Annotated in this window: 23 protein-coding genes; 18 read left to right on the plus strand and 5 right to left on the minus strand. The window is 60.8% G+C overall.

Annotated elements, in window-relative coordinates; translation table 11 throughout:
- Positions 1 to 10 precede the first annotated feature (10 nt).
- On the minus strand, positions 11 to 889 hold the full coding sequence (locus RHSP_RS05515) for a glycosyltransferase family 2 protein (protein ID WP_004110226.1): 879 nt from the start codon (positions 887 to 889) through the stop codon (positions 11 to 13).
- A gap of 206 nt (positions 890 to 1095) precedes the next feature.
- Positions 1096 to 1374 (minus strand): hypothetical protein, encoded by a 279-nt coding sequence (locus RHSP_RS33350; protein ID WP_240535368.1) that lies wholly within the window; start codon positions 1372 to 1374, stop codon positions 1096 to 1098.
- On the opposite strand from RHSP_RS33350, the gene RHSP_RS35440 reads away from it, so the two are divergent.
- The 3 genes from RHSP_RS35440 to RHSP_RS34495 all read left to right on the plus strand — a co-directional run bounded on the left by RHSP_RS35440 (position 1288) and on the right by RHSP_RS34495 (position 3338).
- Positions 1288 to 1473: a hypothetical protein gene (locus RHSP_RS35440; protein WP_037149838.1), complete on the plus strand. Its 186-nt coding sequence runs from the start codon at positions 1288 to 1290 to the stop codon at positions 1471 to 1473. The two genes, RHSP_RS33350 and RHSP_RS35440, sit on opposite strands and share 87 nt — an antisense overlap.
- A gap of 23 nt (positions 1474 to 1496) precedes the next feature.
- A complete protein-coding gene (locus RHSP_RS05525) occupies positions 1497 to 2831 on the plus strand; it encodes an acetyl-CoA hydrolase/transferase family protein (RefSeq protein WP_004110228.1) in 1335 nt (444 codons plus the stop codon).
- A 357-nt stretch (positions 2832 to 3188) separates the two neighbouring features.
- A complete protein-coding gene (locus RHSP_RS34495) occupies positions 3189 to 3338 on the plus strand; it encodes a hypothetical protein (protein WP_157385295.1) in 150 nt (49 codons plus the stop codon).
- Between the two features lie 190 nt (positions 3339 to 3528).
- On the opposite strand, the gene RHSP_RS05535 is transcribed toward RHSP_RS34495, so the two are convergent.
- On the minus strand, positions 3529 to 3831 hold the full coding sequence (locus RHSP_RS05535) for a hypothetical protein (protein WP_004110234.1): 303 nt from the start codon (positions 3829 to 3831) through the stop codon (positions 3529 to 3531).
- Between the two features lie 560 nt (positions 3832 to 4391).
- Between RHSP_RS05535 and RHSP_RS05540 the strand changes: the two genes are divergently transcribed.
- From RHSP_RS05540 to RHSP_RS05550, 3 genes are all read left to right on the plus strand, one after another.
- Positions 4392 to 5525, plus strand: coding sequence for an efflux RND transporter periplasmic adaptor subunit (locus RHSP_RS05540; protein WP_037149845.1), 1134 nt, complete (start codon positions 4392 to 4394; stop codon positions 5523 to 5525).
- A 9-nt stretch (positions 5526 to 5534) separates the two neighbouring features.
- Entirely contained in the window at positions 5535 to 8609 is a 3075-nt protein-coding gene (locus RHSP_RS05545; RefSeq protein ID WP_004110238.1) for an efflux RND transporter permease subunit, read from the plus strand.
- Between the two features lie 225 nt (positions 8610 to 8834).
- Positions 8835 to 9647 carry an alpha/beta fold hydrolase gene (locus RHSP_RS05550; RefSeq protein WP_037149848.1) on the plus strand — a complete coding sequence of 271 codons (813 nt, stop codon included), beginning with the start codon at positions 8835 to 8837 and terminating at the stop codon, positions 9645 to 9647.
- A 53-nt stretch (positions 9648 to 9700) separates the two neighbouring features.
- Here the strand turns inward: RHSP_RS05550 and RHSP_RS05555 are convergent, their stop codons facing one another.
- On the minus strand, positions 9701 to 11176 hold the full coding sequence (locus RHSP_RS05555) for an amidohydrolase family protein (RefSeq protein ID WP_004110241.1): 1476 nt from the start codon (positions 11174 to 11176) through the stop codon (positions 9701 to 9703).
- A gap of 170 nt (positions 11177 to 11346) precedes the next feature.
- Between RHSP_RS05555 and RHSP_RS05560 the strand changes: the two genes are divergently transcribed.
- The 7 genes from RHSP_RS05560 (at position 11347) to RHSP_RS05590 (ending at position 19847) form a co-directional block, all read left to right on the plus strand.
- Positions 11347 to 12912 carry an ABC transporter substrate-binding protein gene (locus tag RHSP_RS05560; protein ID WP_037149851.1) on the plus strand — a complete coding sequence of 522 codons (1566 nt, stop codon included), beginning with the start codon at positions 11347 to 11349 and terminating at the stop codon, positions 12910 to 12912.
- Between the two features lie 344 nt (positions 12913 to 13256).
- The gene (locus tag RHSP_RS05565; protein WP_037149854.1) at positions 13257 to 14225 is read left to right on the plus strand and encodes an ABC transporter permease; all 969 of its coding nucleotides are present in this window, start codon (positions 13257 to 13259) and stop codon (positions 14223 to 14225) included.
- Positions 14226 to 14252: 27 nt separating this feature from the next.
- Positions 14253 to 15206, plus strand: coding sequence for an ABC transporter permease (locus RHSP_RS05570; protein WP_420820087.1), 954 nt, complete (start codon positions 14253 to 14255; stop codon positions 15204 to 15206).
- A 4-nt stretch (positions 15207 to 15210) separates the two neighbouring features.
- A complete protein-coding gene (locus RHSP_RS05575; RefSeq protein WP_004110252.1) occupies positions 15211 to 16404 on the plus strand; it encodes an amidohydrolase family protein in 1194 nt (397 codons plus the stop codon).
- A complete protein-coding gene (locus RHSP_RS05580) occupies positions 16404 to 17897 on the plus strand; it encodes an amidohydrolase family protein (protein ID WP_004110256.1) in 1494 nt (497 codons plus the stop codon). The genes RHSP_RS05575 and RHSP_RS05580 overlap by 1 nt, the downstream gene beginning before the upstream one ends.
- The gene (locus RHSP_RS05585; protein WP_037149860.1) at positions 17890 to 18873 is read left to right on the plus strand and encodes an ABC transporter ATP-binding protein; all 984 of its coding nucleotides are present in this window, start codon (positions 17890 to 17892) and stop codon (positions 18871 to 18873) included. The genes RHSP_RS05580 and RHSP_RS05585 overlap by 8 nt, the downstream gene beginning before the upstream one ends.
- Positions 18870 to 19847, plus strand: a complete 978-nt coding sequence (locus RHSP_RS05590) for an ABC transporter ATP-binding protein (protein WP_037149863.1) — start codon at positions 18870 to 18872, stop codon at positions 19845 to 19847. Before RHSP_RS05585 ends, RHSP_RS05590 begins: the two co-directional genes overlap by 4 nt.
- Positions 19848 to 19870: 23 nt before the next feature.
- Here RHSP_RS05590 and RHSP_RS05595 read toward each other — a convergent pair whose 3' ends face one another.
- Positions 19871 to 20548: a GntR family transcriptional regulator gene (locus tag RHSP_RS05595; RefSeq protein ID WP_037149866.1), complete on the minus strand. Its 678-nt coding sequence runs from the start codon at positions 20546 to 20548 to the stop codon at positions 19871 to 19873.
- 135 nt (positions 20549 to 20683) lie between these two features.
- Here RHSP_RS05595 and RHSP_RS05600 point away from each other — a divergent pair, with 135 nt between their 5' ends.
- The 5 genes from RHSP_RS05600 (at position 20684) to RHSP_RS05620 (ending at position 24290) form a co-directional block, all read left to right on the plus strand.
- Positions 20684 to 21313, plus strand: a complete 630-nt coding sequence (locus RHSP_RS05600) for a flavin reductase family protein (protein WP_037149869.1) — start codon at positions 20684 to 20686, stop codon at positions 21311 to 21313.
- 22 nt (positions 21314 to 21335) lie between these two features.
- Positions 21336 to 22058, plus strand: a complete 723-nt coding sequence (locus tag RHSP_RS05605) for an aspartate/glutamate racemase family protein (protein WP_004110264.1) — start codon at positions 21336 to 21338, stop codon at positions 22056 to 22058.
- 189 nt (positions 22059 to 22247) lie between these two features.
- Positions 22248 to 22838, plus strand: a complete 591-nt coding sequence (locus RHSP_RS05610) for an ankyrin repeat domain-containing protein (RefSeq protein ID WP_004110269.1) — start codon at positions 22248 to 22250, stop codon at positions 22836 to 22838.
- A gap of 90 nt (positions 22839 to 22928) precedes the next feature.
- The gene (locus RHSP_RS05615) at positions 22929 to 23765 is read left to right on the plus strand and encodes a bifunctional allantoicase/(S)-ureidoglycine aminohydrolase (protein WP_037149871.1); all 837 of its coding nucleotides are present in this window, start codon (positions 22929 to 22931) and stop codon (positions 23763 to 23765) included.
- An 84-nt stretch (positions 23766 to 23849) separates the two neighbouring features.
- Positions 23850 to 24290: a YqaA family protein gene (locus RHSP_RS05620; protein ID WP_004110274.1), complete on the plus strand. Its 441-nt coding sequence runs from the start codon at positions 23850 to 23852 to the stop codon at positions 24288 to 24290.
- The last annotated feature ends 201 nt before the right edge of the window (positions 24291 to 24491 follow it).

A 24491-nucleotide genomic window follows, 5' to 3' on the forward strand; every position in this document is an offset into this window, starting at 1 on the left:
AAGTGATATATTACATATTGGTAATGTGTCGCGGGTCGAGCGCCCCCAGCAGCAAATGCCTCAGCGCAATCAGATTGCCGCGAAGGCGGCCGCGGCGATCGACATAGGGCGGCGGGTTGATCGAGCCGATGATATTCGAGGCGATATTACCGCCCATCAGTCGCAGCGCCCATTTCAGCGACACCGAGCCTTTCTTGACCAGGTAGAGCGGATTGGCGATTTGCGAATATCCAAAGCGCAAGCCCGACGTGCGTCCGGCCTTGACCCCGAGATGAACGCCACGCAGCCGATTGAAGGCGACGATCTTGCCATAGGGAGACAGCCTCCGGCAAAGATCGACATCCTCCTGCCAGGCGTATAGTGGCAGTTCCTCGTCGAAAAAGATGCGGTGGGCTAGGATAGGCTGCAGGCGGAACGTCATGTTGCAGCCATAGGCATTATGCGCGGGGACGACGGCCGGGGCAGGGTCCGGGGTCGGGTCTTCCCTGATGATCCGGTCTGCTTCCCCCGCCTGCAGGCCAGGCCCGTGGATGCCGTCGAAAATGACGTGTCCGGTCGCCACGACAATAGTCTCGTCTGCCTCGAGCAGCGCTTCCGTTTCGGCGAGGTAGTTGGCGGCCGGAAAGAAGTCGTCGTCGAAAAAGGTAAGAGCATCCATGCCGGCGGCTGCGTTGATAATCGCGTTCCGCTGCGGGCAACTGCCTTTTGGCGACGATACGATACTCACCGGAAACGGCACCGAGCGCAGGTGCTCCATATCGATGTCTTCATCGGTGGCGGGGCTTAGAAACAGATGATCCGGCTTGCGTGTCTGTGCCGCCAGCCGGTCGATCATACAGGCCAAGATCTTTCTGCGACCGCTTGTCGCCACACCCACGGCAATTTTCATGGCGCTTCCCCCGCGCGTGAATTCGGATGTACAGAACCATCAACCTCTTAATTCTTGGTTGTGCCGATGTTCCCAGGCGTCGCAATACCCTCGGCAACCCATCGGACTCCTCGTATCAGCCGGCACGGAGGGGCAAGTTCAGCCCTTCCGCGCGCGTGCCGCCAATGCGGATTTCACATCCTCTTCGGCCGGGTCGAGCAATGTGATCAGAGCATCGCCGTCGGCCTCCGGATCGCGCGCCGCGATATTCTCCACCACATTGCGGTGCAATGGCAAGGAGTGACGTTGACCCTGCGGATTATCGTCGGTGAGACCGAAGCTGATGACTCAGCGCCGTCTCGGTCAGCGCGGCAAGGGAGCCGATCGGCTCCCTTGCCGGACATGCGCAGGATGGCCTGGTGAAAGGCGAGGTCCGGCGCGGCAAAACGTTCGCCATCGTCGCCCGCTTTTTCCATCTCGACGAGCAGGAGCGGCAGCTCGGCGATTTGCGTCTCCGTAGCGCGCTGGGCCGCCATCCTCCTGCGGGAACGCCTGCAAATGCCCGCGAGACGCCGCCCATTGCAATCGATGCCGTTTTGCTCTGAAATGGCGTCGGGAGGAGGGCCCAATGACCAGTATCCATCAGACACTGTATCGTGAACGCCTGCGCTCAGCAAAAGAGGCCGTCGCTTTAATCCCGTCAGGCGCGAAGGTCGCAATGCCGATAGCCGCAGGCCAGCCACCCGGCATCCTTGCGGCGCTGGCCGAGCAGGCCCGGACGCACGCCGTTGAAAACATAAAGCTCCACTATCTCCTTTGCACCGGCGTCGCAGGCGCCAGCGTCTTCGATTTCGATCTGCGCCATCGGATCATTCCCATAAGCTACTTTCATGGCGGCGTGGAGCGCGCGCTCGACAAGAGGCGATTGGCGGAGGCTCTGCCCGCCGTCGATCTGGTGCCCTGCCACTTCAGCCAGGTGCCGCGCTCGCTGGTCGAGCATGTCGGTGTGGATACGTTGATCGCGACCGTCGCGCCGATGGATGCCGACGGCAATTTCAGCCTTGGCGCCAGCACCGACTACGCGCTCACGGTGTCAAGAAAACCCGGAATCCGGCTGATCCTCGAAGTCAACGCCAATATGCCCTATGTGCGGGGCGATTGCATGATCCCCGTATCGAGCGTGACGGCGCTGGTCGAACACGACGTCGGCCTGCCGATCCTGCCAGCCGCTCCCCGTAACGAGGTCGACGATGCCATCGGCGCGACAGTTGCGGGCCTCGTCGAAGACGGCGATTGCCTGCAAATGGGCATCGGCGCCTTGCCAGATGCGGTGTGCTCACGGCTTTTGCAGCACCGCCACATTGGCATCCACACGGAAATGATGACGACCGGCCTTGCCAATCTGATCAAGGCAGGTGTGGTCGACAATAGCCGCAAGCAGACCCATGTCGGTCGCTCGATCTTCACCTTCGCGCTCGGAGACCAGGCGCTCTACGATTTCCTGAACAACAATCCGGATATCGAAGCCCATCCCGTCGACTATGTGAACAATCCCTTCGTGATTTCCCGGAATGACCGGGCGGTGTCGGTCAACGCGACGATGCAGATCGACCTGAATGGCGCGTGTAATTCGGAATTCGTCAACGGAAGGCAATTCAGCGCGACCGGCGGCCAGGTGGATTTCGTGCGTGGCGCCTATGCCTCGCGTGGCGGGCGATCGATCATCGCCTGCCATTCGACGGCGGCGAAGGGTACGCTCTCGCGCATCGTTCCGACGCTGGCGGGACCGGTGACGACACCGCGCAACGATACGCATATCGTCGTCACCGAGTATGGATGGGCAAATCTCAAGGGCAAATCCGTAGCCGAGCGGGCAAAGGCGCTGATCGGGCTGGCTCACCCCAATTTTCGCGAGGAGCTGGACCGGGCGGCCCATGCGGCCGGACTTTACACGCCGGGCTAACGCCTCGGGCGACGCATTTTCGACTTCGAGATAGGGCTCCCGGTGGCGGATTGCTCCGCTCTCAATGGGGATGCCGTCGCTTTGAAGCAGCGGCATTGATAGCCGCTGCGACCTTGAATCAAACGCTGCAGCTGTCGGTCGGATCGTCAGGACGGCTTTCGAAACGATGCGTGCATTCTGTTTTCCCGGCATAGTGCGCCTCGGAACGTCGAATTTATTGAAGCCCTTGTCTCGGGGAAAATCGTTCCTTTAGTACATAAATTTTATAGATAAAATCATATTCGTAAATTGCATATGTCTACGGCCGCTCCATTGCTCTGGCATGAAGAGCAGTGGGCGCCATCGCTGGGAGCTTTCATGGATACTGTTCTTTATCTCGCCTCTCTCGCCACCCGACCCGCAGTGGCGACAAGCCGGCACATCAGGCCTTTCCTGCACCATCTGGCAGCGGCGGTAATGGTTCTCGTCTCCTTCTTCCTGCTCGCGCACGCTATTTGCGGCGCGTGAGGCCGGGGCAATTTCAGCATGACGTGAAATTGCAACGGTTTCTCGAAGCTCATCGGCGACATGCCGCTCCTTGAGCCGGATAGTTACCGCAGGAACGAACTTGTCGCCGACTTTACGCCGGCGTTTGTCGCTGCTGCCGTCGCTTGCCAATCCGATAATGAGCGGCTTGCGTCGCTCCTGCGCCTCAGCCTTAATGGATCGTCTGCACGGCGACCTCTTCGGTGAGCAGGGCTCGCGATGTCCTGATGAGACGAACCGTCGCCAAGATAATCTCGTCCGAATAGCTGGTATCGGCCTTGGAGATCTCATCCATCAAGCCCCCGAGGGCGTCGTTTATGACCAGCATCGGGGGAATAAGGTCCGAAAGTCCGTCTACCGCCAGATCGTAGGCGAGATCTGCGATCGTCGCCCTGAGATGGTCGACAAGGGCTCGCCGCGTGGAAACCGTGAGCTCTGAAAACCGTCCTTCAAGTTCCTCGGTACTCAACTCCATGACGTTCCTCCTACGTCTTTTTAAACATGGGCTAGCTGCCGAAGTTATCAATGCCTGCAGCTGAATGTGATCATCCGGCAGTAGAAAGGTGCGCGTAAATCTGCCTGGCCACCGGAGAAAGGCAGAACAGTTATGAGAGCGTTGCCGCAACCATGGCCACCGCTTCAGATTCTTGGATATGGTCTGGGTAGAACAAATCGGTTATCCTAAGCTTGGTCGCGGTAGCTCGTGTGCGATCGGAGCGGAGGCTCGCCCATGACGTTTGACTGGTCCGTTTTGCGTGAGAATGGTCGGCATGGGCATTGCCAGCCTCCAGCGGGCGAGAGTGAAAATTGCCTGAAGCGAGCAGAAGGTGTTGGTCAGCGTTGCTCTTCGATGCAAGAGTGTCCGTCTGCGCGCCGCCTGCAATCCGCGTGGCTATCGATCGTCCGGCAGGCCGTGAAAGCAAGCTGCGACATGCTCGCTCCCGGGCTGGCTGAAAGCCGCTTTAGGTGAGATGCGCTAAAGCCCATGCCATCAAACCTCATAGAACCCATCCCTGAAGAGCAGAGTCTATCGTCATGATAAAACGCATGGTGATCATGCTGATCGTCATAGGCCTGATCCTGGGCGGGATCTTCGGCTTTCAGGCATTCAAGAACCGCATGATTGCGGCGTATCTGGCCAATCTGAAGGCGCCGCCGCAGACCGTCTCGACAATCCCGGCAGCGATGAGCGCGTGGCAGACCACGTTGCAGTCGGTCGGCAGTTTCAATGCCGTCGAGGGCGCCAGCCTTTCGGCGCAAGTTCAGGGCATCGTCCAGAAGATCGGCTTTCAGGATGGCCAGGACGTCAAGAGCGGCGACTTGATCGTCCAGTTGCTAGCCGACCAGCAGATGGCGACGCTGCAGCAATACCAAGCCTCGGCCGCCAATGCGCAGATCGCCTATGACCGCGATTCCAAGCTGATTAAGGCCAACACCATCGCGCAAAGCCAGGTCGATACCAATCTGGCGAATTTGAAGGCCGCGGAGGCCCAGGTCGCGGCGCAGCAAGCGCTGGTTGATCAATATTCCATACGTGCGCCCTTCGACGGGCATCTCGGCATCAAGCTGGTCAGTCTCGGCCAATATCTGGCGGCCGGCACCGCTGTGGTGACCCTGCAGTCGCTCGATCCTATTCAGTTCGATTTTTCCATGCCGCAACAGGCTCTGTCGCAGCTGAAGGTCGGCCAGGCGGTAACGGCAACGGTCGACGCCTATGGCAGCCAAACCTTCGACGGCAAGATCACGGCGATCAGCCCACTGGTCGACGTCCAGAGCCGCAATCTCACCATTCGGGCGACCTTCGCCAATGCCGACCGCAAGCTTCTGCCCGGCATGTTCGGCAATGTATCTGTGGTGATCGGCGAGCCGCAGGACTATATTGCCTTGCCGCAGACCGCAGTCACTATCAACCCTTACGGCAACGTCGTCTACGTGGTGACCGAGAAGGGCAATGGGCAGGATGGAAAGCCGCAGCTCGTTGCCAATCAGAAGTTCGTCAGCACCGGACAGGCGCGCGGCGACCAGATCGCGGTGACCCAGGGGTTGAATGTCGGCGAGGTGGTGGTGACATCAGGCCAGCTGAAACTGAGCAACGGGTCGCCTGTCATCATCAACAACGAGGTGCAGCCGTCGAACGATCCCAATGCGAAACCGGTAAACCCCAACTGAGGTGTGGCGATGAACGTCACCGACATCTTCATCCGGCGCCCCGTGCTTGCCCTGGTGGTGAGCGCGTTGATTGTCGTGATCGGCTATCAGTCGTACCGCTCGCTGACCGTGCGCCAGTATCCGCAGACCCAGAATGCCGTGGTCACGGTGACGACCATATATCCGGGTGCAGCGCCCGACGTGGTCGCCGGCTTCATTACGACGCCGCTTGAAACCGCCATCGCTCAGGCCAACGGCATCGACTACATGACCTCGTCGAGCACCAGCGGCAGCTCCACCATCACCGTCAACCTGCGCCTCAACTACAATGCCGACGCGGCGATGACGGAAATCAATGCCAAGATATCCTCGGTTCTCAATCAATTGCCGACAGGAACGCAGCAACCGATCATGGCGGTCTCCGTCGGCCAGACGATCGATGCGATGTATATCGGCTTCCGCAGCGATGTTCTCGCCAGCAACCAGATCACCGACTATCTGTCGCGCGTGGTCCAACCAAAGCTGCAGACCGTCAAAGGCGTTCAGACGGCCGAAATTCTAGGCGGCAGAACGTTTGCGCTGAGGGCTTGGTTGAAGCCCGAGAAATTGGCCGCCTATGGCCTGACCGCCGGCGACGTGTGGACAGCCCTTGGAGCCAACAACTACATCTCCGGTATCGGCACGACACGCGGACAGATGACGCAGACGGTGCTTACCGCGCGGACCGATCTGCATTCGGCCGACGAATTCAACGAGATGGTGGTCAAGCAGATCGGCAGCACGATCGTGCGCCTGAAAGATGTCGCGACCGTTGCGCTCGGGTCGCAGAATACCGAAGTGCAGATCGGCTTCGATGCGCAGACCGGCGTTTTCATGGGTATCCAGATCGCACCGACGGCAAACCTGCTCGATGTGATCGCGGGCGTGCGTGCGGTGTTCCCGGATATTCAGGCGCAGCTGCCGCAAGGGCTTGAGGGCTACATCGTCTATGATTCCAGCACCTTCGTCACCACGTCGATCGACGAGGTGGTGAAGAGCCTGGTCGAGGCCTTGGCCATCGTCATTTTCGTGGTGTTCGCGTTTCTCGGCTCGCCGCGTTCGGTCGCCATTCCCATCGTTGCCATACCGCTATCTCTGGTCGGCACCTTCGCGATGATGCTCGTTTTCGGCTTCTCGATCAACCTTCTGACATTGCTCGCCCTGGTACTGGCCATCGGCCTCGTGGTCGACGACGCCATTATCGTGGTGGAGAACATCAATCGCCATATCGAGGAGGGCGCGGCACCCATGCAGGCAGCATTGGCGGCCGCCCATGAACTGGTGGGACCGATCCTGGCGATGACCGTCGTGCTGGTCGCCGTCTATGTGCCGATCGGTTTCCAGGGCGGTCTGACGGGAGCGCTGTTTACCGAATTTGCCTTCACGCTGGTCGGTGCCGTGACCGTCTCCATGATCATCGCGCTGACCCTGACGCCGATGATGTGCTCTCGCATCCTGAAGCCGCATCTGACGGACCGCCACGGCTGGGAGGAGAGGATTTCCGATTTCATCGACCGCCGCTTCTCGGAGATCCATCGGCCTTATGTCTGGATGCTGCATGGCAGCCTGAACACGGTGGCGGTGACATTGGTCTTCGCCGCAATCGTCCTCGGCAGCATCTATTTCCTTTATACGAGCGCCAAAAACGAGCTTGCCCCGAACGAGGATCAGGGCTTCCTCGGCGCGCAGGTGACCAACCCGCCCAACGCGACGCTTCAGCAGAAGCTTCTCAATTCCAATCAGGTCACCAAGATTTTCGGCAGCTTCCCGGAAACCGACAAGACCCTGCAGGTCGAGGCGCCGGGCACGTCGTTCGAAGGCATGGTGCTGAAGCCATGGAACCAGCGCAAGCGGACGGCGAACGATCTTCAGCCGCTGGTGCAGGCTGAGATGGCTAAAATTGCCGGCGGCCAGGCGGTGGTCTTCCAGATACCGCCGCTGCCAGGCGCCAGCGGTCTGCCGGTACAATTTGCCATCGGCACCACCGGCAGCTTCCGCCAGCTGAATGAGGTATCCAGCGCTTTCCTGCAGGAAGCGCAAAGGTCCGGTATGTTCATCTTCGTGGTGAAAGATCTCAATATCGACAATCCGCAATATTCGATCCAGATCGACCGCAGCAAGGCTTCGGCGCTTGGCCTGTCCATGAACAATGTGGGAGCGGCGCTCGCCGGCATGCTGGGCGGCGGTTACGTCAACTATTTCAGTATCGACAACCGTTCCTACCAGGTCATTCCGCAGGTGGAGCAGCGCTGGCGCCAGACCATCGATCAGATCATGAATTATCCGATCGCGAACGTGAATGGTTCGAAGATCCCGCTTTCGGCGATCGCGACGGCAAAGCTTGAGGCAACGCCGCGCTCGGTTGCGCATTTCCAGCAACTGAACTCCGCCACCATCGCGGGCGTGCCGGCGCCGGGCGTTGCCGTCGGCGATGCTCTTGATACGCTCAAGTCGATTGCTGCGCGCACGCTGCCACAGGGATATTCGGTCGATTATGGTGGCCAGTCCCGGCAGTTCGTGCAGGAGTCCAGTGGCATGGCCACCACGTTTGCTCTGGCGCTGATCATCGTTTTTCTGGCGCTGTCGGCTCAGTTCAACAGTTTCCGCGACCCGCTGATCATTCTGGTGTCGGTGCCCATGTCGATTGCAGGCGCGCTGGCCTTCATCAGCCTTGGCATCGGCGGGGCAACGATGAATATCTACACCCAGGTCGGCTTGGTCACGCTGATGGGGCTGATCAGCAAGCACGGCATCCTGATCGTCGAAGTGGCAAACACGCTGCAGGTGGCGGGGAAGTCCAAGCGCGAAGCGATCGAGGGCGCTTGCGGCATCCGACTGCGTCCGATCCTGATGACGACGGGTGCTATGGTTCTCGGCGTGATACCGCTGATCCTGGCAACCGGCGCCGGTGCGGCATCGCGCTTCAATATGGGCCTGGTGATTGCGACGGGGCTTGCCATCGGCACCTTGTTCACGCTCTTCGTCGTGCCTGCGGTCTACATGCTGCTTGCCGCCGACCACCATGAGCGGAAGGCGTCGGAAGCCGAGCCGGCTCCAGCGCATTGATTTCGAAACGTCGCTGAACACAGTTCGTTGCCATCCCAGTCGGAACCAGGACTGGCCGTCGCAAGGCCCGGAAAATCTGATCCTTGCCGAGCGGGCCGCAGCGTGAGCCAATGAGAAACGGTACTAAAAACATATTGCCAAGCGGGCGCCATCCAGACATGACACCCTCGCGGGATGCATAGGGCGCCGGATGTATGGGGCGGCACAATGGTTCGGAGAGTTGACGTGACTGAGATCAGCGAAAAGGAATATTGGATCGAGAGCCCGGGCGGGCGGCTTTTTGCCGAGTCCTGGACGCCGCGCGATCCGGCTTCAAACACGCCGCTGATCCTGTTTCACGACTCGCTCGGCTGCATCGCGCTTTGGAGGCAGTTTCCGCAATTGCTGGCCGCGACCCTCAATCGGCGGGTGATCGCCTATGACCGCCTGGGCTTCGGCCGCTCCGATCGCCGCGCGGATATTCTCAGCCGGGATTTCATCGCTGTGGAAGCGGCGCAATATCTGCCTCTTCTATGCGAGAAGCTGGCGATCGCGGACTTCATCGCCTGCGGGCACAGCGTCGGCGGCGGCATGGCGATATGGGCGGGCGCGAGATTTCCAGTGCAGTGCAAGGCGGTCATCAGCATCGCCGCCCAGGCCTTTGTAGAGGACCGGACATTGGCGGGGATCAGGGTCGCCGAAAAAGAGTTCGAATTGCCGGAGAACATGAACCGTCTGGCCAAGTACCATGGCGACAAGGCGGAATGGGTTCTGCATGCCTGGATAGACACATGGCTCGCCCCGGCATTCAGCGATTGGAACCTCGATGCAGCGCTTCAGTCACTTCGTTGCCCGCAGCTGACGATCCACGGCGAACACGATGAATTCGGCTCCGTTGCTCATCCCCGCCGGATTGCGGGGACGCATGGAGAATGCCGTATCCTGCAAGGCATCGGGCACACACCGCATAAGGAGTGTCCGGAATTGCTGGTCGAGGTGATCGAACGCTGGCTTTCTTCGGCGGACGTCGCTTTCGCAAAGGCGGCCGACGATCGCTAAGCCTCGGGGCGGCGGATCGATCGGTTAGCCCGTGCGCGGCGGCGGCTTCGGCCTTAGCAGTCCGGAGCCTGCGGCGGCCGCACCGGTTCGGCAAAAGTACGCTGCAGCTTGCCCCAGCCGGGATCGTGCATATGAGCGCGCAGGCCGGCCCGATCGGCAAGGGCAAGCGCTTCCCGCTGGCCGAAATCGAGCGCGGCATCGGCATCGGCCGTCAGCACCTTGCCGCCTTCCATCAGGATCTTGCCGTCAACGATGACCGTGTCGACATCGCTGCCGATGACCTGGTGGATCAGGCGATGAACCGGCATCCAGTTCGGCATCAGATGCGGCTTGCGCATGTCGATGATGGCAATATCCGCCTTCTTGCCGACTTCGAGCGACCCGATCTCGTGTTCCATGCCGAGGACCCTGGCGGCATCGATGGTGATCATTTCGAAGACCTTGCCCGGCGGCAGCAGGTAGCGGTCGTGGTTGTGCAGGATATGCTGCGTCGATTGGAACAGCCTGGCGGTCTGGAGCACATCGAAGTGCCGGCTGGGAGAAACGCCGTCCGTGGTGATGGCCAGAGAGATACCTCTTGCCATCATTTCCAGCACCGGCGTGGATCGACCGGGTGGCGCGTGGGTAACGTGAGTGCCCGTCTCGGCCAGAATGTCCATCTCCTCATGCGAGATGCCCCAGCAATGCTGAAGATGGATGTCGGGTCCGAGAAGTGCGTTCTCCTTGTCCTGAAACGCCATGCGGATCTGCCCCGCAAAGGCGTCAGAATGGATGCGCACGCCCCATTTGCGCGCGGTCTCGCGCACCCGGAGCGCCTGCATGCGGTCATCCTCCGTCAAGTTAACGGCCTGGTCCGGCGTCGATGCGTTGGACGGCTCAACAGACGGCACGATGGTAAAGGGCGTCAGGAAGACGCTGATACGTCCGTCGGCGCTGCCGTTCACTGCCTCGATAACCGCTTCCGAGCCCTCGATCATCTCTTCGAAGGCGATGTCGCGCCGCTCGGGCTTGCCGCTTTCCCACCGGGTGACGGGATGCGGCCAGGGCAGGCCGGAAGGACCGATGCAGACGATCTCACGCAGACCGAGTTCTGCGTAGGCGCGCGCATGATTGATGGCGAAGACAGGGTCGTCGGCGCGTGGCATCGAGGTGATGATGCTCGCTCCTGTCGTCACGCCGGCGCGAAGCCGCTCAAGGCCCGAAACAAGCCCGTCCGCATACCAGAAGTCGCGGGTGACGTAGTGATAATAGGTCGGCGTCACCACTCGCATCCATAGGGAATTGGTATCGGCGGCGATGCTGCGGATCAGCGTGTGGCCCGCATGGCCATGGGCGTCGATGAGGCCGGGGATGATCATCTTGCCGCGGCAATCGATCACCTTTTTCCCGGCATGACGCTGTGCCAGGTCCTCGGCGGTGCCGATGTCGACAATCCGATCCCCGGAAATCGCGAGCGCGCCGTCCTCTATGATCCGGCGCTCCGTGTCGACGGTAACGATCGTTCCATGCAGCAGAAGCAGGTCTTCCATATTTTCCTCCGATATTTCAATTGCCCGACTTGGCGCGGATCTGGTCGAATTTTGGATACGATAATTGTCAACAATTTAATTGACAATAGCGGATGCCGCATTGATACTCCGGTCAAACTTGGGCAGGTCCGATCAGATCGGAACCCAGCAAATAACTGAGGGAGGAAACATTGATTGGCTTGAAGAAGATCATCATCGCTGCACTGGCCACGGCCGCCCTGGCCGCGCCCGTCGATGCTGCGACATTGCGCTGGGGCAGCCGGGCGGACATCTACTCGCTGGATCCGGATTCGGTTCCGTCCACGTCGAACCTTGCCTTCCTCAATCACATCTATGAGGGGCTGGTTCGCTATGATGCGAATTTCAAGATCGAGCCGGCACTTGCCACCGAATGGAAGCTGATCGACAACAAGCACTGGCGCTTCAGCCTGCGCAAGGGTGTGAAATTCCACGACGGTGCCGATTTCACTGCCGATGACGTCGTCGCATCCTTCAAGCGCGCTTCGGATCCAGCTTCGCCGCTGCGCGGCAATATTCCGCTCTATGCCGGTATTCAGAAGGTCGATGACTACACGGTCGACATCGAGGTTTCCGCGCCCACTTCGCTGTTCCTCAACGACATCACCAATATTTTCATGTTCAATGCCAAGTGGCTGAAGGACAATAACAGCGAAAAGCCGACGGATTTTGCATCGAAGGTCGAAGGCTACACGACGATGCATACCAACGGCACCGGGCCGTTCAAGCTCGACAGCCGCGTTCCCGACGCAAAGACGGTACTGGTTGCCAATACGAGCTGGTGGGATCAGAAGAAGCACAATCTCGATCGCATCGAGTTCGTGCCAATCGCCTCGGCCGCCACGCGCGTCGCCGCTCTGCTTTCGGGCGAGATCGACTTCATCGATTCCGCACCGATCCAGGATTTGCCTCGTCTGGAGTCCACGCCGAACATCACGGTGAAGAAACGCACGGAACTGCGTACCGTCTTTGTCGCCTTCAATCGCAAGGATAAGCTGGAAGACGGGCGGCCGAATCCGTTCAGCGATATCCGCGTGCGCCAGGCTTTCGAAGCCTCCGTCGATCGCGATCTGATCAACAAGAAGGTGATGCGTGGTCTGGCCCGTCCGTCCGGCTCGCTGATCGCCCCGGAAATTTCCGGCTATGCGAAGGATCTCGATACCTTCAAGCCTGCCGATCCCAAGCTTGCGCAGAAGCTGCTGGACGACGCCGGCCAGAAGAATCTCGCCTTTACCTATACCTGCATGAACGACGAGAGCATCAACGAAGAAGACATCTGCTCCGGCCTCGCCAACATGCTGAAACGCAGCGGCTTTCAGCCGAACATCGATATCGGTCCGCGCGCAGTGCAGACGCCCAAGCGCAGCAACGGCAAGGCCGATGTCTTCAACCTGAGCTGGGCCAACGAGCCGACGCTCGATGCCTACTCGCTGCTGTCGCAGGTTCTGTCCACCCGCAAGGGCGCCATGGGCGTGTCGAACTACGGTGGCTGGTCCAATCCGGATCTCGATAAGCTGGTAGCGCAGGCGGCGCAGGAGCCGGACAATGAAAAGCGGCTCGCCCTGGAAGGGCAGGCGCTGAAGATCGCCAAGGATCAGGTCATGCTCGTGCCGCTCCATCAGCAGCCGATCGCTTGGGCAGTCCTGGGCAAGGTGAAGAGCATTGACTTCCGCGCCGACAACAAGCCGCGCCTGTGGCTGACGCAAATGGCCGAGTGACGACTGAGCCGAGGCAATATCGAAACATGAAAGAGCGCCTTGCGTTCCCGCAGGGCGCTCTTTTCCTTTGCGGTTCCCTGTTCAACATTAATGTCCAATATTGTCTACAATCACGTTGACAACACCGAATTATCTGCGTTAATGGCTGTCAAAGGGAGTGAAGGAGGAGGTTCGCAGCGAGCAATGCTCGTGTCGCGACGGCCGTCGAAAGTGACGGCTTCAGGCAATGTGCAGCATACAGTCGAACAGCTCACTGACGCCGATTTCCCATACTGCCGAATTTGAATTTCGTCAGGCTGTCCAGGCAGGTCTGGCGGAGACCGAAGCGAAGCCTAGAGGTCCCCATGCTGGTTTTCATCATCAAGCGTCTCGGGAATGCAATCCTGGTCATGCTTGCCGTTGCCTTGCTGGCATTCCTGATCTTCCGGCTCGCTGGCGATCCTGTCGAACTCATGGTCGGCGAGCAGACCTCTCAGGCGGATCGCGCCGCATTGCGCGAGCGGTTGGGTCTCAATGACAGCCTGCCGACGCAGTATGTGCGGTTTGTCGTCAATGCGGCGGAGGGCGACTTCGGCGTCTCCTACCGCAATGGCCAGAAGGTGCTGCCGCTGATCGGCGAGCGTTTCCCTGCGACCCTGGAGCTCGTCTTCGTCGCGACGCTGATCTCGCTGCTGTTCGGCATTCCGCTCGGCGTGCTGACCGCGATCAAGCGCGGCAAATGGTATACGGAGGGGCTGCAGTTTCTCTCTATTGTCGGTGTGTCACTGCCGAGCTTCGTCGTCGGCATCCTGCTTATTCTTGGCTTTTCGGTCACCTTGGGATTGTTGCCGGCTTTCGGGCGCGGCGATGTGGTGCAGATCGGCTGGTGGTCGACAGGCTTCCTGACGCGGACGGGCCGTGCGGCACTCATTTTGCCGTCGATCGCGCTTTCGCTCTACCAGATCACGCTGGTCATGCGTCTGGTGCGCGCCGAAATGCTCGAGGTGCTGCGCTCCGACTACATCAAGTTTGCCCGCGCCCGCGGCATTCCGCGCTGGCGCATCTATTTCCGTCATGCGCTGCGCAACTGTCTCATGCCTGTCGTCACCATGACGGCGATGAATGTCGGGGCACTGATCGCCTTCGCGCTGATCACCGAGACGGTGTTCCAGTGGCCGGGCATGGGTATGCTGTTCATCCAGGCAGTCACCTTCCTCGATATTCCTGTCATGGCCGCCTACCTCTGCATCATCTCCTTCATCTTTGTCGTTCTCAACACGTTGGTGGACATCGCCTATGCGGTGATCGATCCCCGCCTGCGCACTGCACGCTGATCGAAACCAGGAGCCAGCTCGATGACCATGGAACTGTCCGAAACGTCGAAACAGGAAAAGCCGCTCCACCCATCGCTTTTCAAGCGCCTGCGCAGCAGCGACCTCTGGTGGTCCTTTACCCATAGCAAGACGGCGATCTTCGGCGCGACGATCCTCGCCATATTGATCCTGACGGCGTTGCTGGCGCCGCTGATCGCGCCGCAAAATCCCTATGACGGCGCGCAGCTCGATATGTGGAAGGCGGAATTGCCGCCGATCTGGCATGATGGCGGCGAAATGCCTTATCTCTTCGGCACCGATACGCAGGGGCGCGATATGCTGTCGGCCGTCTTGTATGGCACGCGCATTTCCATCGTCATCGGCGTGGCCTCCGTCGTGCTGTCGCTGCTGATCGGCCTGGTTGCCGGTCTCGTTGCCGGTTTCTTCGGTGGTTTCATCGACAATCTGCTGATGCGCATCGGGGACGTCATGCTGTCCATCCCCACCATCCTCGTTGCGATCCTGGTGTCCACGGTCGTGCGGCAGATGCTGCCGGAAAGCTTGCGGGAGATCGGTGCGTCTGCCGTGCTTGTCTTTGCCATCGCGCTGTCGAGCTGGGTGCAATATGCCCGCACGGTGCGTGCACAGGCGATCGTCGAGGCCGGCAAGGATTATGTACAGGCGGCAAGGCTGATCGGCGTGCCCGCCCGGCGCATCATGGCAAAGCACATTCTGCCGAACACGCTGACGCCGATCATGGTTGCGGCGACGCTCAATTTCGGCATGGCGATCCTCACCGAAGCGACGCTGTCCTTCCTTGGCATCGGCATGCCGCCGAGCCAGCCCTCGCTCGGCACGCTCATCCGCATCGGTAACCAGTTCCTGTTCGCCGGTTCCTGGTGGATCGTGCTCTTCCCGGTCATCCAGCTTTGCCTGCTTGTCGTGGCCGTCAATTTGCTCGGCGATTGGCTGCGCGATGCCCTTAATCCCAAACTGAGGTAAGTTCATGAACGATCTTCTGCTCCGTAATGTCAGGCCAATGGCTGGAGAGACCTGCGATATCCTCATCCGCGACGGAAAGATTGCAGGCTTTGGAAAGTTCGAAGCCGAGCCGGGCATGCCGGTCGAGGATGGCGGCAACGCGATCGCCGCGCCAGGCCTGATCGATGCCCATACCCATCTCGACAAGACCACCTGGGGCATGCCGTGGCATGTCAATAATCGTGCCGCTGTCCTGCGCGAACGTATCGATTTCGAGCGCGAGCATCGTCTGGAAATCGGTATCGATCCGCATCGCCAGTCCATGCGCCACGCTATCGGCCTTGCGGCGCATGGCGGCACGCATATCCGCAGCCACGTCGACATCGATCCCACTCACGGCTTGCGGCTCGTCGAAGGCGTTTGGGAAACCCGCGAGAAGCTCAAGGGCATCATCGATATCGAAATCGTCGCTTTCCCGCAGTCCGGCGTGATGGTCATGCCCGGAACTGTGGAATTGCTCGACGAAGCTCTGCGCCAGGGCTGTGAAGTCCTGGGCGGCATCGATCCTTGCGGCATCGACCGCGATCCCAGGGGCCAGCTCGACATCCTGTTCGCCCTTGCCACCAAGCACGGCGTTCCGATCGACATCCACCTGCACGAAGCCGGCGAGCTCGGTGCCTTCACCATGGAGCTGATGTTCGAGCGCATCCGCGCCAACGGCATGCAGGGCAAGGTGGCGATCAGCCATGCCTTCGCACTCGGCATGAACGACTATCTGCGCGTCGGCAAGCTGATCGAGGAAATCGCAAAGCTGGATATTGCAATCCTCACCACCGGCGCGCCTTCGGCGGCCGTGCCGTCGATCTTGCGGCTCAAGGAAGCAGGCGTGCGCGTCGGCGGCGGCTGTGACGGCATCCGCGATACCTGGGGTCCTTGGGGCCACCCGGACATGCTCGATCGCGCCCAGGTCATCGGCATGAAGAACGGACTGCGCTCCGACCGCGATCTGGAGCATGTCCTCCATGTTGTGTCGCAGGGCGGCGCTGACGTCATGCAGATCGAGAATTACGGCCTGAAGGTCGGCTGCGATGCCGATTTCACCCTGCTGGCCGGCGAAACGCTCGCTCACGCTGTCGTCGACATCGCGCCGCGCCCGCTCGTGGTCAAGGGTGGCCGCGTGACGGCTCGCGGTGGTCAGGCCGTGGTGGAGATGCCCTGATGGCACATGCAATGGAAAACCTCTCGCTCGGTCAGCGCCCGGAAGGGCGCACCTTGATCACCGCCAGCTGGGTCGTCGGCCACAAGGAAGGCAGCCATAGGCTGCTCCGCAACGGCCAGGTCGTGTTCGAAAGCGGAGCCATTCTCTTCGTCGGCCACAACTTCCCCGGCGAAGTCGCGCGTCGCATCGATTTCGGCAATTCCGTGATCAGCCCCGGCTTGATCGACCTCGACGCGCTGTCCGATCTGGATACCACCATCCTCGGTATCGACTGCCATCCCGGCTGGGCCAAGGGACGCGTCTGGCCGCGCAGCTATGTGGAAGCCGGTCCCTACGAGATGTATAGCCAAGAAGAGCTGGCTTTCCAGAAGCGTTTTGCCTTCGGTCAGCTCCTGCTGAACGGCATCACCACTGCGGCTCCGATCGCCTCGCTGTTCTATCGCGAATGGGGCGAGACCGTTGCCGAGTTCGATGCTGCCGCCGATGCTGCCGGCGATCTTGGCCTGCGCGTCTATCTGAGCCCCGCCTATCGTTCGGGCGGCATGGTTCTGGAAGCGCCGGGCAAGATGGTTCCGGTTTTCGACGAAAAGCGCGGATTTCAGGGCCTGAAGGATGCGATCGCCTATATCGAGCGGCAGAATGGCCGGCACGGCGATCTCGTGCGCGGCCTCCTGGCGCCGGATCGGGTGGAGACCTCGACGCTTGCCCTTCTGCAGCGCACCGATGCGGCCGCGCGCGATCTCGGCTGCAAGTTCCGCCTGCACATGGCGCAGGGCACGATGGAAGTTGACACGGTGCGCATGTTGCATGGCTCGACCGCTCCCGTCTGGCTCGCCAAGCACAAGCTGCTGAGCGACCGGATGATTGCGCCTCATGCGACGAATGCCACGGAAGAAGATCTTGGGCTCTATGCCGAAAACGGCGTTTCCATCGTGCATTGTCCGTTGGTTTCAGCGCGCAGCGGCTCGATCCTCAATTCCTTCTCCAGCTGCCGCAAGCGCGGCATCAACATCGCCATGGGCACGGATACGACGCCGCCGGACATGCTGATGAACTTGCTTACAGGCCTCATCACCTGCCGCATCAGCGATCATGCGCCGGACCGCGTACGCTCAGCCGATCTGTTCGATGCGGCAACGCTCGGCGGCGCCAAGGCGCTCGGTCGCTCGGATCTCGGCCATCTGTCGGCCGGAGCCCGTGCCGACATCGCCGTCTTCAGTCTGGACGACGCCATCATGGCGCCATCGGTCGATCCGATCACGACACTGGTCGTCGGCGGTTCCGGTAAGGTGACGCGCGCTGTCTTCGTCGATGGTCGCGTCTCGATGCTGGACCGCAAGCTGGCCGGCTTCGACATGGAAAAGGCGCGCGTCCAGGCGCAAGCGCAATATGATGGGCTGATCGCCAAGTATCCCGAGCGCAGCTGGAACCATCCGCCTGTGTCGGAGATCTTCCCGCCCAGCTATCCGATCGAGGTGGAGAGCCATGGTTGAGGCGCAACAGCCGGTCATCGATGTCCGTAATCTCAAGGTCGAGTTTCCGAACCGGCGGGGCACGGTCACGGCGCTGTCGGACATAAGCCTGTCCATCCGGGCCGGCGAAATCCTCGGCGTCGTCGGGGAGTCCGGCGCGGGCAAATCCATGACCGGGCTTGCCATTCAGGGGCTCCTCGAGCGTCCCGGCCGCATTGCCGGTGGCGAAATCTGGCTCGGCAAGCAACGGATCGATACGCTGGACGACCGGGCGATGGAGCGTGTGCGCGGCCGCGAAATTGGTGCGATCTTCCAGGATCCGCTGACCTCGCTCAATCCGCTGTTCACCGTCGGTGCGCAGCTTTCGGAAACGATCCGGCAGCATCTGTCGCTCGGCAAGGCCGAGGCAAAGGCGCGCGCCGTCCAGCTATTGCGGGATGTCGGCATTCCCTCGCCGGAGGAGCGGGTCAATCACTATCCGCACCAGTTCTCCGGCGGCATGCGCCAGCGCGTGGTGATTGCCCTTGCGCTTGCGGCCTCGCCGAAACTGATCATTGCCGACGAGCCTACCACGGCGCTCGACGTGTCGATCCAGGCGCAGATCATCTCGCTGCTCCGTCGGCTGTGCAAGGAGAAGCAGGCAGCCGTGATGCTGGTGACGCACGATATGGGCGTCATCGCCGAGGCGGCGGACCGCGTGGCGGTATTGTATGCTGGCCGGCTGATCGAGATCGGCCCGGTGGAACAGGTGCTTCACGCACCGCGCCATCCCTATACGCAAGGCCTGATGGCCTCGATTCCATCACTTGGCGCGCGCGTGGCAAAGCTCAATCAGATCGATGGCTCGATGCCCCGGCTGGATGCCCTTCCGCAAGGATGCGCTTTCAATCCGCGTTGCAAATCCGCCGGTCCGCGCTGCCGGCGCGAGCGGCCAGAATTGATCCCGGCCGGCGATGGCGCGAGCGCCTGCTGGCTCAACGCGGGAGGCACCGTATGACGACTTCCTCTCGAAATACAGCGGCTCTGACCGTCGATGGACTGGTCAAGACGTTCGACGTGTCCGCCCCCTGGCTCAACCGCGTCGTGGAACGCAAACCGCGCCAGTTTCTTCAGGCGGTCAACGACATCAGCTTTACCGTGCCTGCCGGCGGTTGCCTCAGCATCGTCGGCGAAAGCGGCTGCGGCAAATCGACGGTGGCAAGGCTCGTGACCGGGCTTTACGCTCCGACGGGCGGCGAAGTCCGCTTTGCGCCGGGACGCAGCGGCGCGCCGCTCTCTGCCCAGATGATCTTTCAGGATCCCTATGCTTCGCTCAATCCGCGCTGGCGGGTGAAGAACATCATCGCCGAGCCGCTGCGCGAGTTGAAGCTGCGCAACACCGCGGCCGAGATTACCGAGCGGGTCGAGGAATTGCTGGTGACCGTCGGTCTTTCCGTTTCCGACGGCGAGAAGTTTCCGCATGAATTTTCCGGCGGGCAGCGCCAGCGCATCTCCATTGCCCGCGCGCTTGCCAGCGAGCCGGAATTTCTCGTCTGCGACGAACCGACATCCGCACTCGACGTCTCGGTGCAGGCGCAGGTGCTGAACCTCATGCGGCGGCTGCAGGACGAATTGGGCCTGACCTATCTCTTCATCAGCCACGACATGAGCGTCGTGCGGCACATGTCCGACCGCATCGCCGTGATGTATCTGGGGCGGATCGTCGAGGAGGGGGATACGGAAGAACTCTTCGCTCGCCCGCGCCACCCCTATACCCAGCTTCTGCTGCAAACCATCCCCAGCATCGACGCCCCCAAACGCGATCAGGAACTGGTGGGCGGCGAGGTACCTAGCCCCCTGAAGCCACCATCGGGCTGCACCTTCCATCCGAGGTGCCCGCTTGCCACCGTGAGGTGTTCGGCGGAGGTGCCTGAGGTTCGCAGGCTCTCGAATGGAACGAGGGTGGCCTGCCATCTCGTGACGGACGCGTGATCGAGGCGGATGCCTCGGCCGGCTCAGGCCAGGGCGGCACGCAGGTCGTGGGAGAGGTCGCGGATCTCGGTCAGGTCGAGTTCCGATTCGACGTGCTCGAGGTGGTGAGCCATCAGATGAGTGGCCCTGTCCGCATCGTTGTTGACAATGGCCTCGACGATCTCGGCATGTTCGTCGGGACCGCAATTGAAACGGTTGGTGTTGCGGTAGACGGCCGTGATCAGCGAGGAGCGGGAGATCAGATCGCGCATGGTGGCAAACAGGAAGTCCGAGCCGACCGTCTCCGCCAGCAGCAGATGGAAGCCGCCGGAAAGCTTGATGATATCGGTGGTGATGTCCTGCGTATTGGCGATCCGCTCCTTGGCGACATGGTCGCGCAGGCGCTTGATGTCGGCCTTGGAAACCCCCTTGCAAAGTCGCTCGACCACGCAGCGCTCGACAGTGCGACGAACGAAGAAGACATCGCGGGCCTCCTCAACGGAAGGCTTGCACACGAAGGCGCCGCGATTGGGGATGATGCCGACGAGACCGTCGCGCTGCAGCAATGCCAGGGCCTGGCGAATGCGCGCGCGGCTTACGTTGAAGATGGCGGCCATCTGCTCTTCCTTGAGCTGGACACCGGGTCTCAGCCGTCGCTCGGCGATAGACAGCCAGACTTTCTCGACAATCTGCTGAACAGAGACCCCTGTTTGGTCGCTCATGAATCTCACTCCTCGTTGCGGCTAGAGAAGCGTGAAGCGAAGGGAAAAGTCAATCACAACAATCGGTTTTTGATTGCAGAATTGTCGACAATATGGAATGACATTGTCAATCATAATGAACTCGCAGGATGCGCAATGGAATTCGACTTTGCCGAACTTGAGCCTCAGAGCCGTTATCGGCTTCTGACGAACTTCATCGGACCTCGGCCGATCGCGCTGGTCACGACGCGTTCGTCCGCCGGTCATAACAATGCGGCGCCGATGAGCTTCTTCAATGTCTTCTCGCACGATCCGCCGATCGTGGTGCTGGGCATACAGCCGCGCCTGAATGGCGAGGAGAAGGACACGCTCGCCAATATAAGGCGGACCGAGGAATTCGTGGTCAACATGGTCGACATGGGGATCTCGCAGCAGATGCTGATCTGCGGCCTGGGCTTCGACAGCGAATTCGATGAACTCGCCATGGCCGGTCTCACGCCGTCCACCTGCCGCAAGATCGATGCGTCCTTCGTCCAGGAGGCTCCCTGCGTCTTCGAATGCCGCGTCGAACGCCTGATCGACTATCCACGCCGCACACTGGTGCTGGGCGAAGTCGTCCACATGCATGTGCGGCGCAATTGCCTCGACGCCGAGGGTCACTATGTGGACCCGGAACATTATCAGCCGATTGCTCGCCTGCATGCCGACAACTACATCGTTTCGGATCGCCAGTTCGTCCTCAAGGCTCCGCCAATCACCGATTTCATCAAGCCGTCGCGCGACTAAGGATGGATGAAAGGTCCCTCTCATGCATATTCGTCTCATCAATCCCAATTCCACGGCTTCCATGACGTCACAGGCGCTGGACAGCGCATTAAGGGTCAAGCAGCAGGACACCAAAGTATCGGCGGTGAACCCGCTCGACACCCCCGTCAGCATCGAAGGCGGTGCGGATGAGGCCGCGGCCGTGCCGGGAATGCTTGCCGAAATCCTCAAGGGCGAGATGCTCGGGGTCGATGCCTATGTCGTTGCCTGCTTCGACGATCCCGGCCTTCACGCGGCGCGTGAAGTGGCGCGCGGGCCTGTCGTCGGCATCTGCCAGGCGGCCGTACAGGTGGCCATGACCATCAGCCGCCGCTTCTCGATTATCACCACGCTGCCGCGCTCCATCCCGATCATCGAGGATCTGGTGAGCGACTATGGTGCCGAGCGCCATTGCCGCAATGTACGTGCCATCGATCTGCCGGTTCTTGGTCTGGAGGAGGATCCTGTCGAGGCTGAGCGGCTGCTGGTCGCTGAGATCGAAAGAGCCAAGCGCGAAGATCGCGCCGAAGCTATCATTCTCGGCTGCGCGGGCATGTCTTCCCTTTGCGACCGGCTGCAGGCGACAACCGGCGTACCGGTTATCGACGGCGTCACGGCCGCCATCAAGCTTGCGGAAGCGCTCGTCGGCGCAGGCTATACGACGTCCAAGGTCAACGCCTATGATTATCCTCGCGTCAAGGAAATGCCGCGCCGCAACTGCGCCTAACCGATCGTCAACCGAGAGCGTTCATACCGAATGAACCGGGATTGGGATATTCGATTTGTGCTGCCGTGGCCTATTGCCGGCTCTGTTCTTGGCAGGCCAACGCGGCGGCACCTATGGAAGCTGGCCTTGCTCTCCGCATGGCTCCTCCTCGCTATTCTTTACCTTCCTCTTCTTGCTAGTGGTAACTCCATGGATCTTCGATTGCACAATGCGGCTGCTGTGGACGATGTTGCGGCTATCCGGCGGCTTCTCGCGGGCGGCGCGAATATCGATGCGCGGGACGAGAGCGGCGCGACCGCTTTGCTGGTCGCCACGCACGGCAACAAGGTAAATGCCGCACGCGCGCTGATCGAGGCCGGCGCCAACGTCAATGCCAAGGACGATATTCAGGACAGCCCCTATCTCTATTCGGGCGCCCGCGGCCATCTCGAAATCCTCAAGCTCACGCTTGCCCACGGGGCGGACCTTGCGAGCGTAAACCGTTATGGCGGCACGGCGCTCATTCCGGCATCGGAGCGCGGTCATGTCGAGACGGTCGATACGCTGATCAAGGCGGGCATCAATGTCGACCACGTCAATCGGCTCGGCTGGACGGCCCTGCTGGAGGCCATTATCCTCAGCGACGGAGGTCTTCGCCATCTGCGAATCGTTGAGCTGCTGATCAGCGCTGGGGCGAATGTCAATATCGCTGATCATGAAGGTGTGACACCGTTGCAGCATGCTCGTGGCCGCAGTTACGACAAGATCGCGGCATTGTTGGAAAAGGCGGGAGCGAAGTGACGCAGTATTAAGGCTTTACGGCCATCCAATAGTGCGATGGAGGTAAATGCTGGCGCCTCCCGGGAAATACTGAGAACGAAGGGCGAGACGATGCAAAAAATCTATTATTCCTCTCTTGGCGGCCATCCGCCGCAGAGCGATCTCCTGACGGGGCGAGCCGTCTTCACCGAAGCCTATGCGGTCATTCCCAAAGGGGTCATGCAGGATATCGTCACCAGCTTTCTGCCCTTCTGGAACGATACGCGCTGCTGGGTAATCGCCCGCCCGCTCTCCGGCTTTGCCGAGACCTTTTCGCAATATGTCATGGAAGTGGCGCCGGGCGGCGGCAGCGATCGGCCGGAACAGGATCCGGAAGCCGAAGGCGTGCTCTTCGTCGTCGATGGCGAGATCGAGCTGACGCTGCCGGCCGGCAAGCACGTTCTCCAGCCGGGCGGCTATGCCTTTCTGCCGCCAGGCCTGAAATGGTCGCTCCACAACCGCTCCGGCAGCCATGCCCGGTTCCACTGGATCCGCAAGGCCTATGAGGCCGTTGAAGGATTGGATCATCCGGAGCCGCTGATCCTCAACGAGAAAGATATCGCGCCCGCAACCATGCCCGGCACCGAAGGGCGTTGGGCGACGACCCGTTTCGTCGATCCGTCCGATCTGCGTCACGACATGCATGTGACGATCGTCACCTTGCAGCCGGGCGCCGTCATTCCCTTTGCCGAAACTCATGTCATGGAGCACGGCCTCTACGTGCTGCAAGGCAAGGCCGTCTATCGCCTGAACCAGGATTGGGTCGAGGTGGAAGCCGGCGACTTCATGTGGCTGCGCGCTTTCTGCCCGCAGGCATGCTACGCTGGCGGCCCAGGCCCGTTCCGCTACCTGCTTTACAAAGACGTCAATCGCCATATGACGCTCCGCCCGTTCGGCGCACGTCGTTAAGCAGGGCCAGTTCTCAAAAAGCTCGCGCCTTACCGGCGCGGGCTTTTGCATTCTGGACGAAAAACCGCCGGATATTCCTGAACCATGTTCGATCTTGCCGCCTATTTCGGCCTGTTTCTGGCAGCCTTCGCCGCGGCAACGATCCTGCCCATGCAGTCCGAAGCCGTGCTTGTCGGCATGCTGCTGACCGAGTCCTATCCGGCCGCCGCGCTTGTTGCCGTCGCGAGCTTAGGCAATGTATTTGGCTCGCTGGTGAATTGGGGCCTCGGGCGCTGGATCGAACGCTTTCGGCATCGGCGGTGGTTCCCGGTCGGTGAAAGTGCCATGGCGCGGGCACAGAGCTGGTATCGCCGCTACGGGCGATGGTCGCTGCTGGCAAGTTGGCTTCCGGTCGTAGGCGATCCGATCACCGTCGTTGCAGGCGCCTTGCGCGAGCCGTTGCCGACGTTTCTCTTGCTGGTCGCCATTGCCAAGGTCGGCCGCTATGCCGTCCTGGCGCTGGCAGCGACCAGTTTGGCATCGTGATGGAATAAGGGGTCGTGCGTAAATCGCACCGCAGCGCCGGAGGCTCTAGCAGATCGAGCCCTGGCCAAAGGAATACTCGTGGGCGATGACGGTGGCGCTTCCGTTTCCGGGTGCTTGATTTTCGATGAAACCGATGACCGTATCCAGGCGGGTGCAAATTTGCTTCGCTGCATATTTCTTGTCGACAAGTTGAATACAAGG

Source organism: Rhizobium freirei PRF 81, from assembly GCF_000359745.1.
Taxonomy (GTDB): domain Bacteria; phylum Pseudomonadota; class Alphaproteobacteria; order Rhizobiales; family Rhizobiaceae; genus Rhizobium; species Rhizobium freirei.

What these genes read in the sequence shown, in the direction of transcription:
- RHSP_RS05515 (WP_004110226.1), bottom strand. Translation starts at nt 889, where the DNA reads ATGAAAATTGCCGTGGGTGTGGCGACAAGCGGTCGCAGAAAGATCTTG.
- RHSP_RS05590 (WP_037149863.1), top strand. Translation starts at nt 18,870, where the DNA reads ATGACGACTTCCTCTCGAAATACAGCGGCTCTGACCGTCGATGGACTG.
- RHSP_RS34495 (WP_157385295.1), top strand. Translation starts at nt 3,189, where the DNA reads ATGGATACTGTTCTTTATCTCGCCTCTCTCGCCACCCGACCCGCAGTG.
- RHSP_RS05615 (WP_037149871.1), top strand. Translation starts at nt 22,929, where the DNA reads ATGCAAAAAATCTATTATTCCTCTCTTGGCGGCCATCCGCCGCAGAGC.
- RHSP_RS05545 (WP_004110238.1), top strand. Translation starts at nt 5,535, where the DNA reads ATGAACGTCACCGACATCTTCATCCGGCGCCCCGTGCTTGCCCTGGTG.
- RHSP_RS05540 (WP_037149845.1), top strand. Translation starts at nt 4,392, where the DNA reads ATGATAAAACGCATGGTGATCATGCTGATCGTCATAGGCCTGATCCTG.
- RHSP_RS05575 (WP_004110252.1), top strand. Translation starts at nt 15,211, where the DNA reads ATGAACGATCTTCTGCTCCGTAATGTCAGGCCAATGGCTGGAGAGACC.
- RHSP_RS05565 (WP_037149854.1), top strand. Translation starts at nt 13,257, where the DNA reads ATGCTGGTTTTCATCATCAAGCGTCTCGGGAATGCAATCCTGGTCATG.
- RHSP_RS05525 (WP_004110228.1), top strand. Translation starts at nt 1,497, where the DNA reads ATGACCAGTATCCATCAGACACTGTATCGTGAACGCCTGCGCTCAGCA.
- RHSP_RS05610 (WP_004110269.1), top strand. Translation starts at nt 22,248, where the DNA reads ATGGATCTTCGATTGCACAATGCGGCTGCTGTGGACGATGTTGCGGCT.
- RHSP_RS05570 (WP_420820087.1), top strand. Translation starts at nt 14,253, where the DNA reads ATGGAACTGTCCGAAACGTCGAAACAGGAAAAGCCGCTCCACCCATCG.
- RHSP_RS05600 (WP_037149869.1), top strand. Translation starts at nt 20,684, where the DNA reads ATGGAATTCGACTTTGCCGAACTTGAGCCTCAGAGCCGTTATCGGCTT.
- RHSP_RS05605 (WP_004110264.1), top strand. Translation starts at nt 21,336, where the DNA reads ATGCATATTCGTCTCATCAATCCCAATTCCACGGCTTCCATGACGTCA.
- RHSP_RS05585 (WP_037149860.1), top strand. Translation starts at nt 17,890, where the DNA reads ATGGTTGAGGCGCAACAGCCGGTCATCGATGTCCGTAATCTCAAGGTC.
- RHSP_RS05620 (WP_004110274.1), top strand. Translation starts at nt 23,850, where the DNA reads ATGTTCGATCTTGCCGCCTATTTCGGCCTGTTTCTGGCAGCCTTCGCC.
- RHSP_RS05555 (WP_004110241.1), bottom strand. Translation starts at nt 11,176, where the DNA reads ATGGAAGACCTGCTTCTGCTGCATGGAACGATCGTTACCGTCGACACG.
- RHSP_RS05535 (WP_004110234.1), bottom strand. Translation starts at nt 3,831, where the DNA reads ATGGAGTTGAGTACCGAGGAACTTGAAGGACGGTTTTCAGAGCTCACG.
- RHSP_RS05595 (WP_037149866.1), bottom strand. Translation starts at nt 20,548, where the DNA reads ATGAGCGACCAAACAGGGGTCTCTGTTCAGCAGATTGTCGAGAAAGTC.
- RHSP_RS05580 (WP_004110256.1), top strand. Translation starts at nt 16,404, where the DNA reads ATGGCACATGCAATGGAAAACCTCTCGCTCGGTCAGCGCCCGGAAGGG.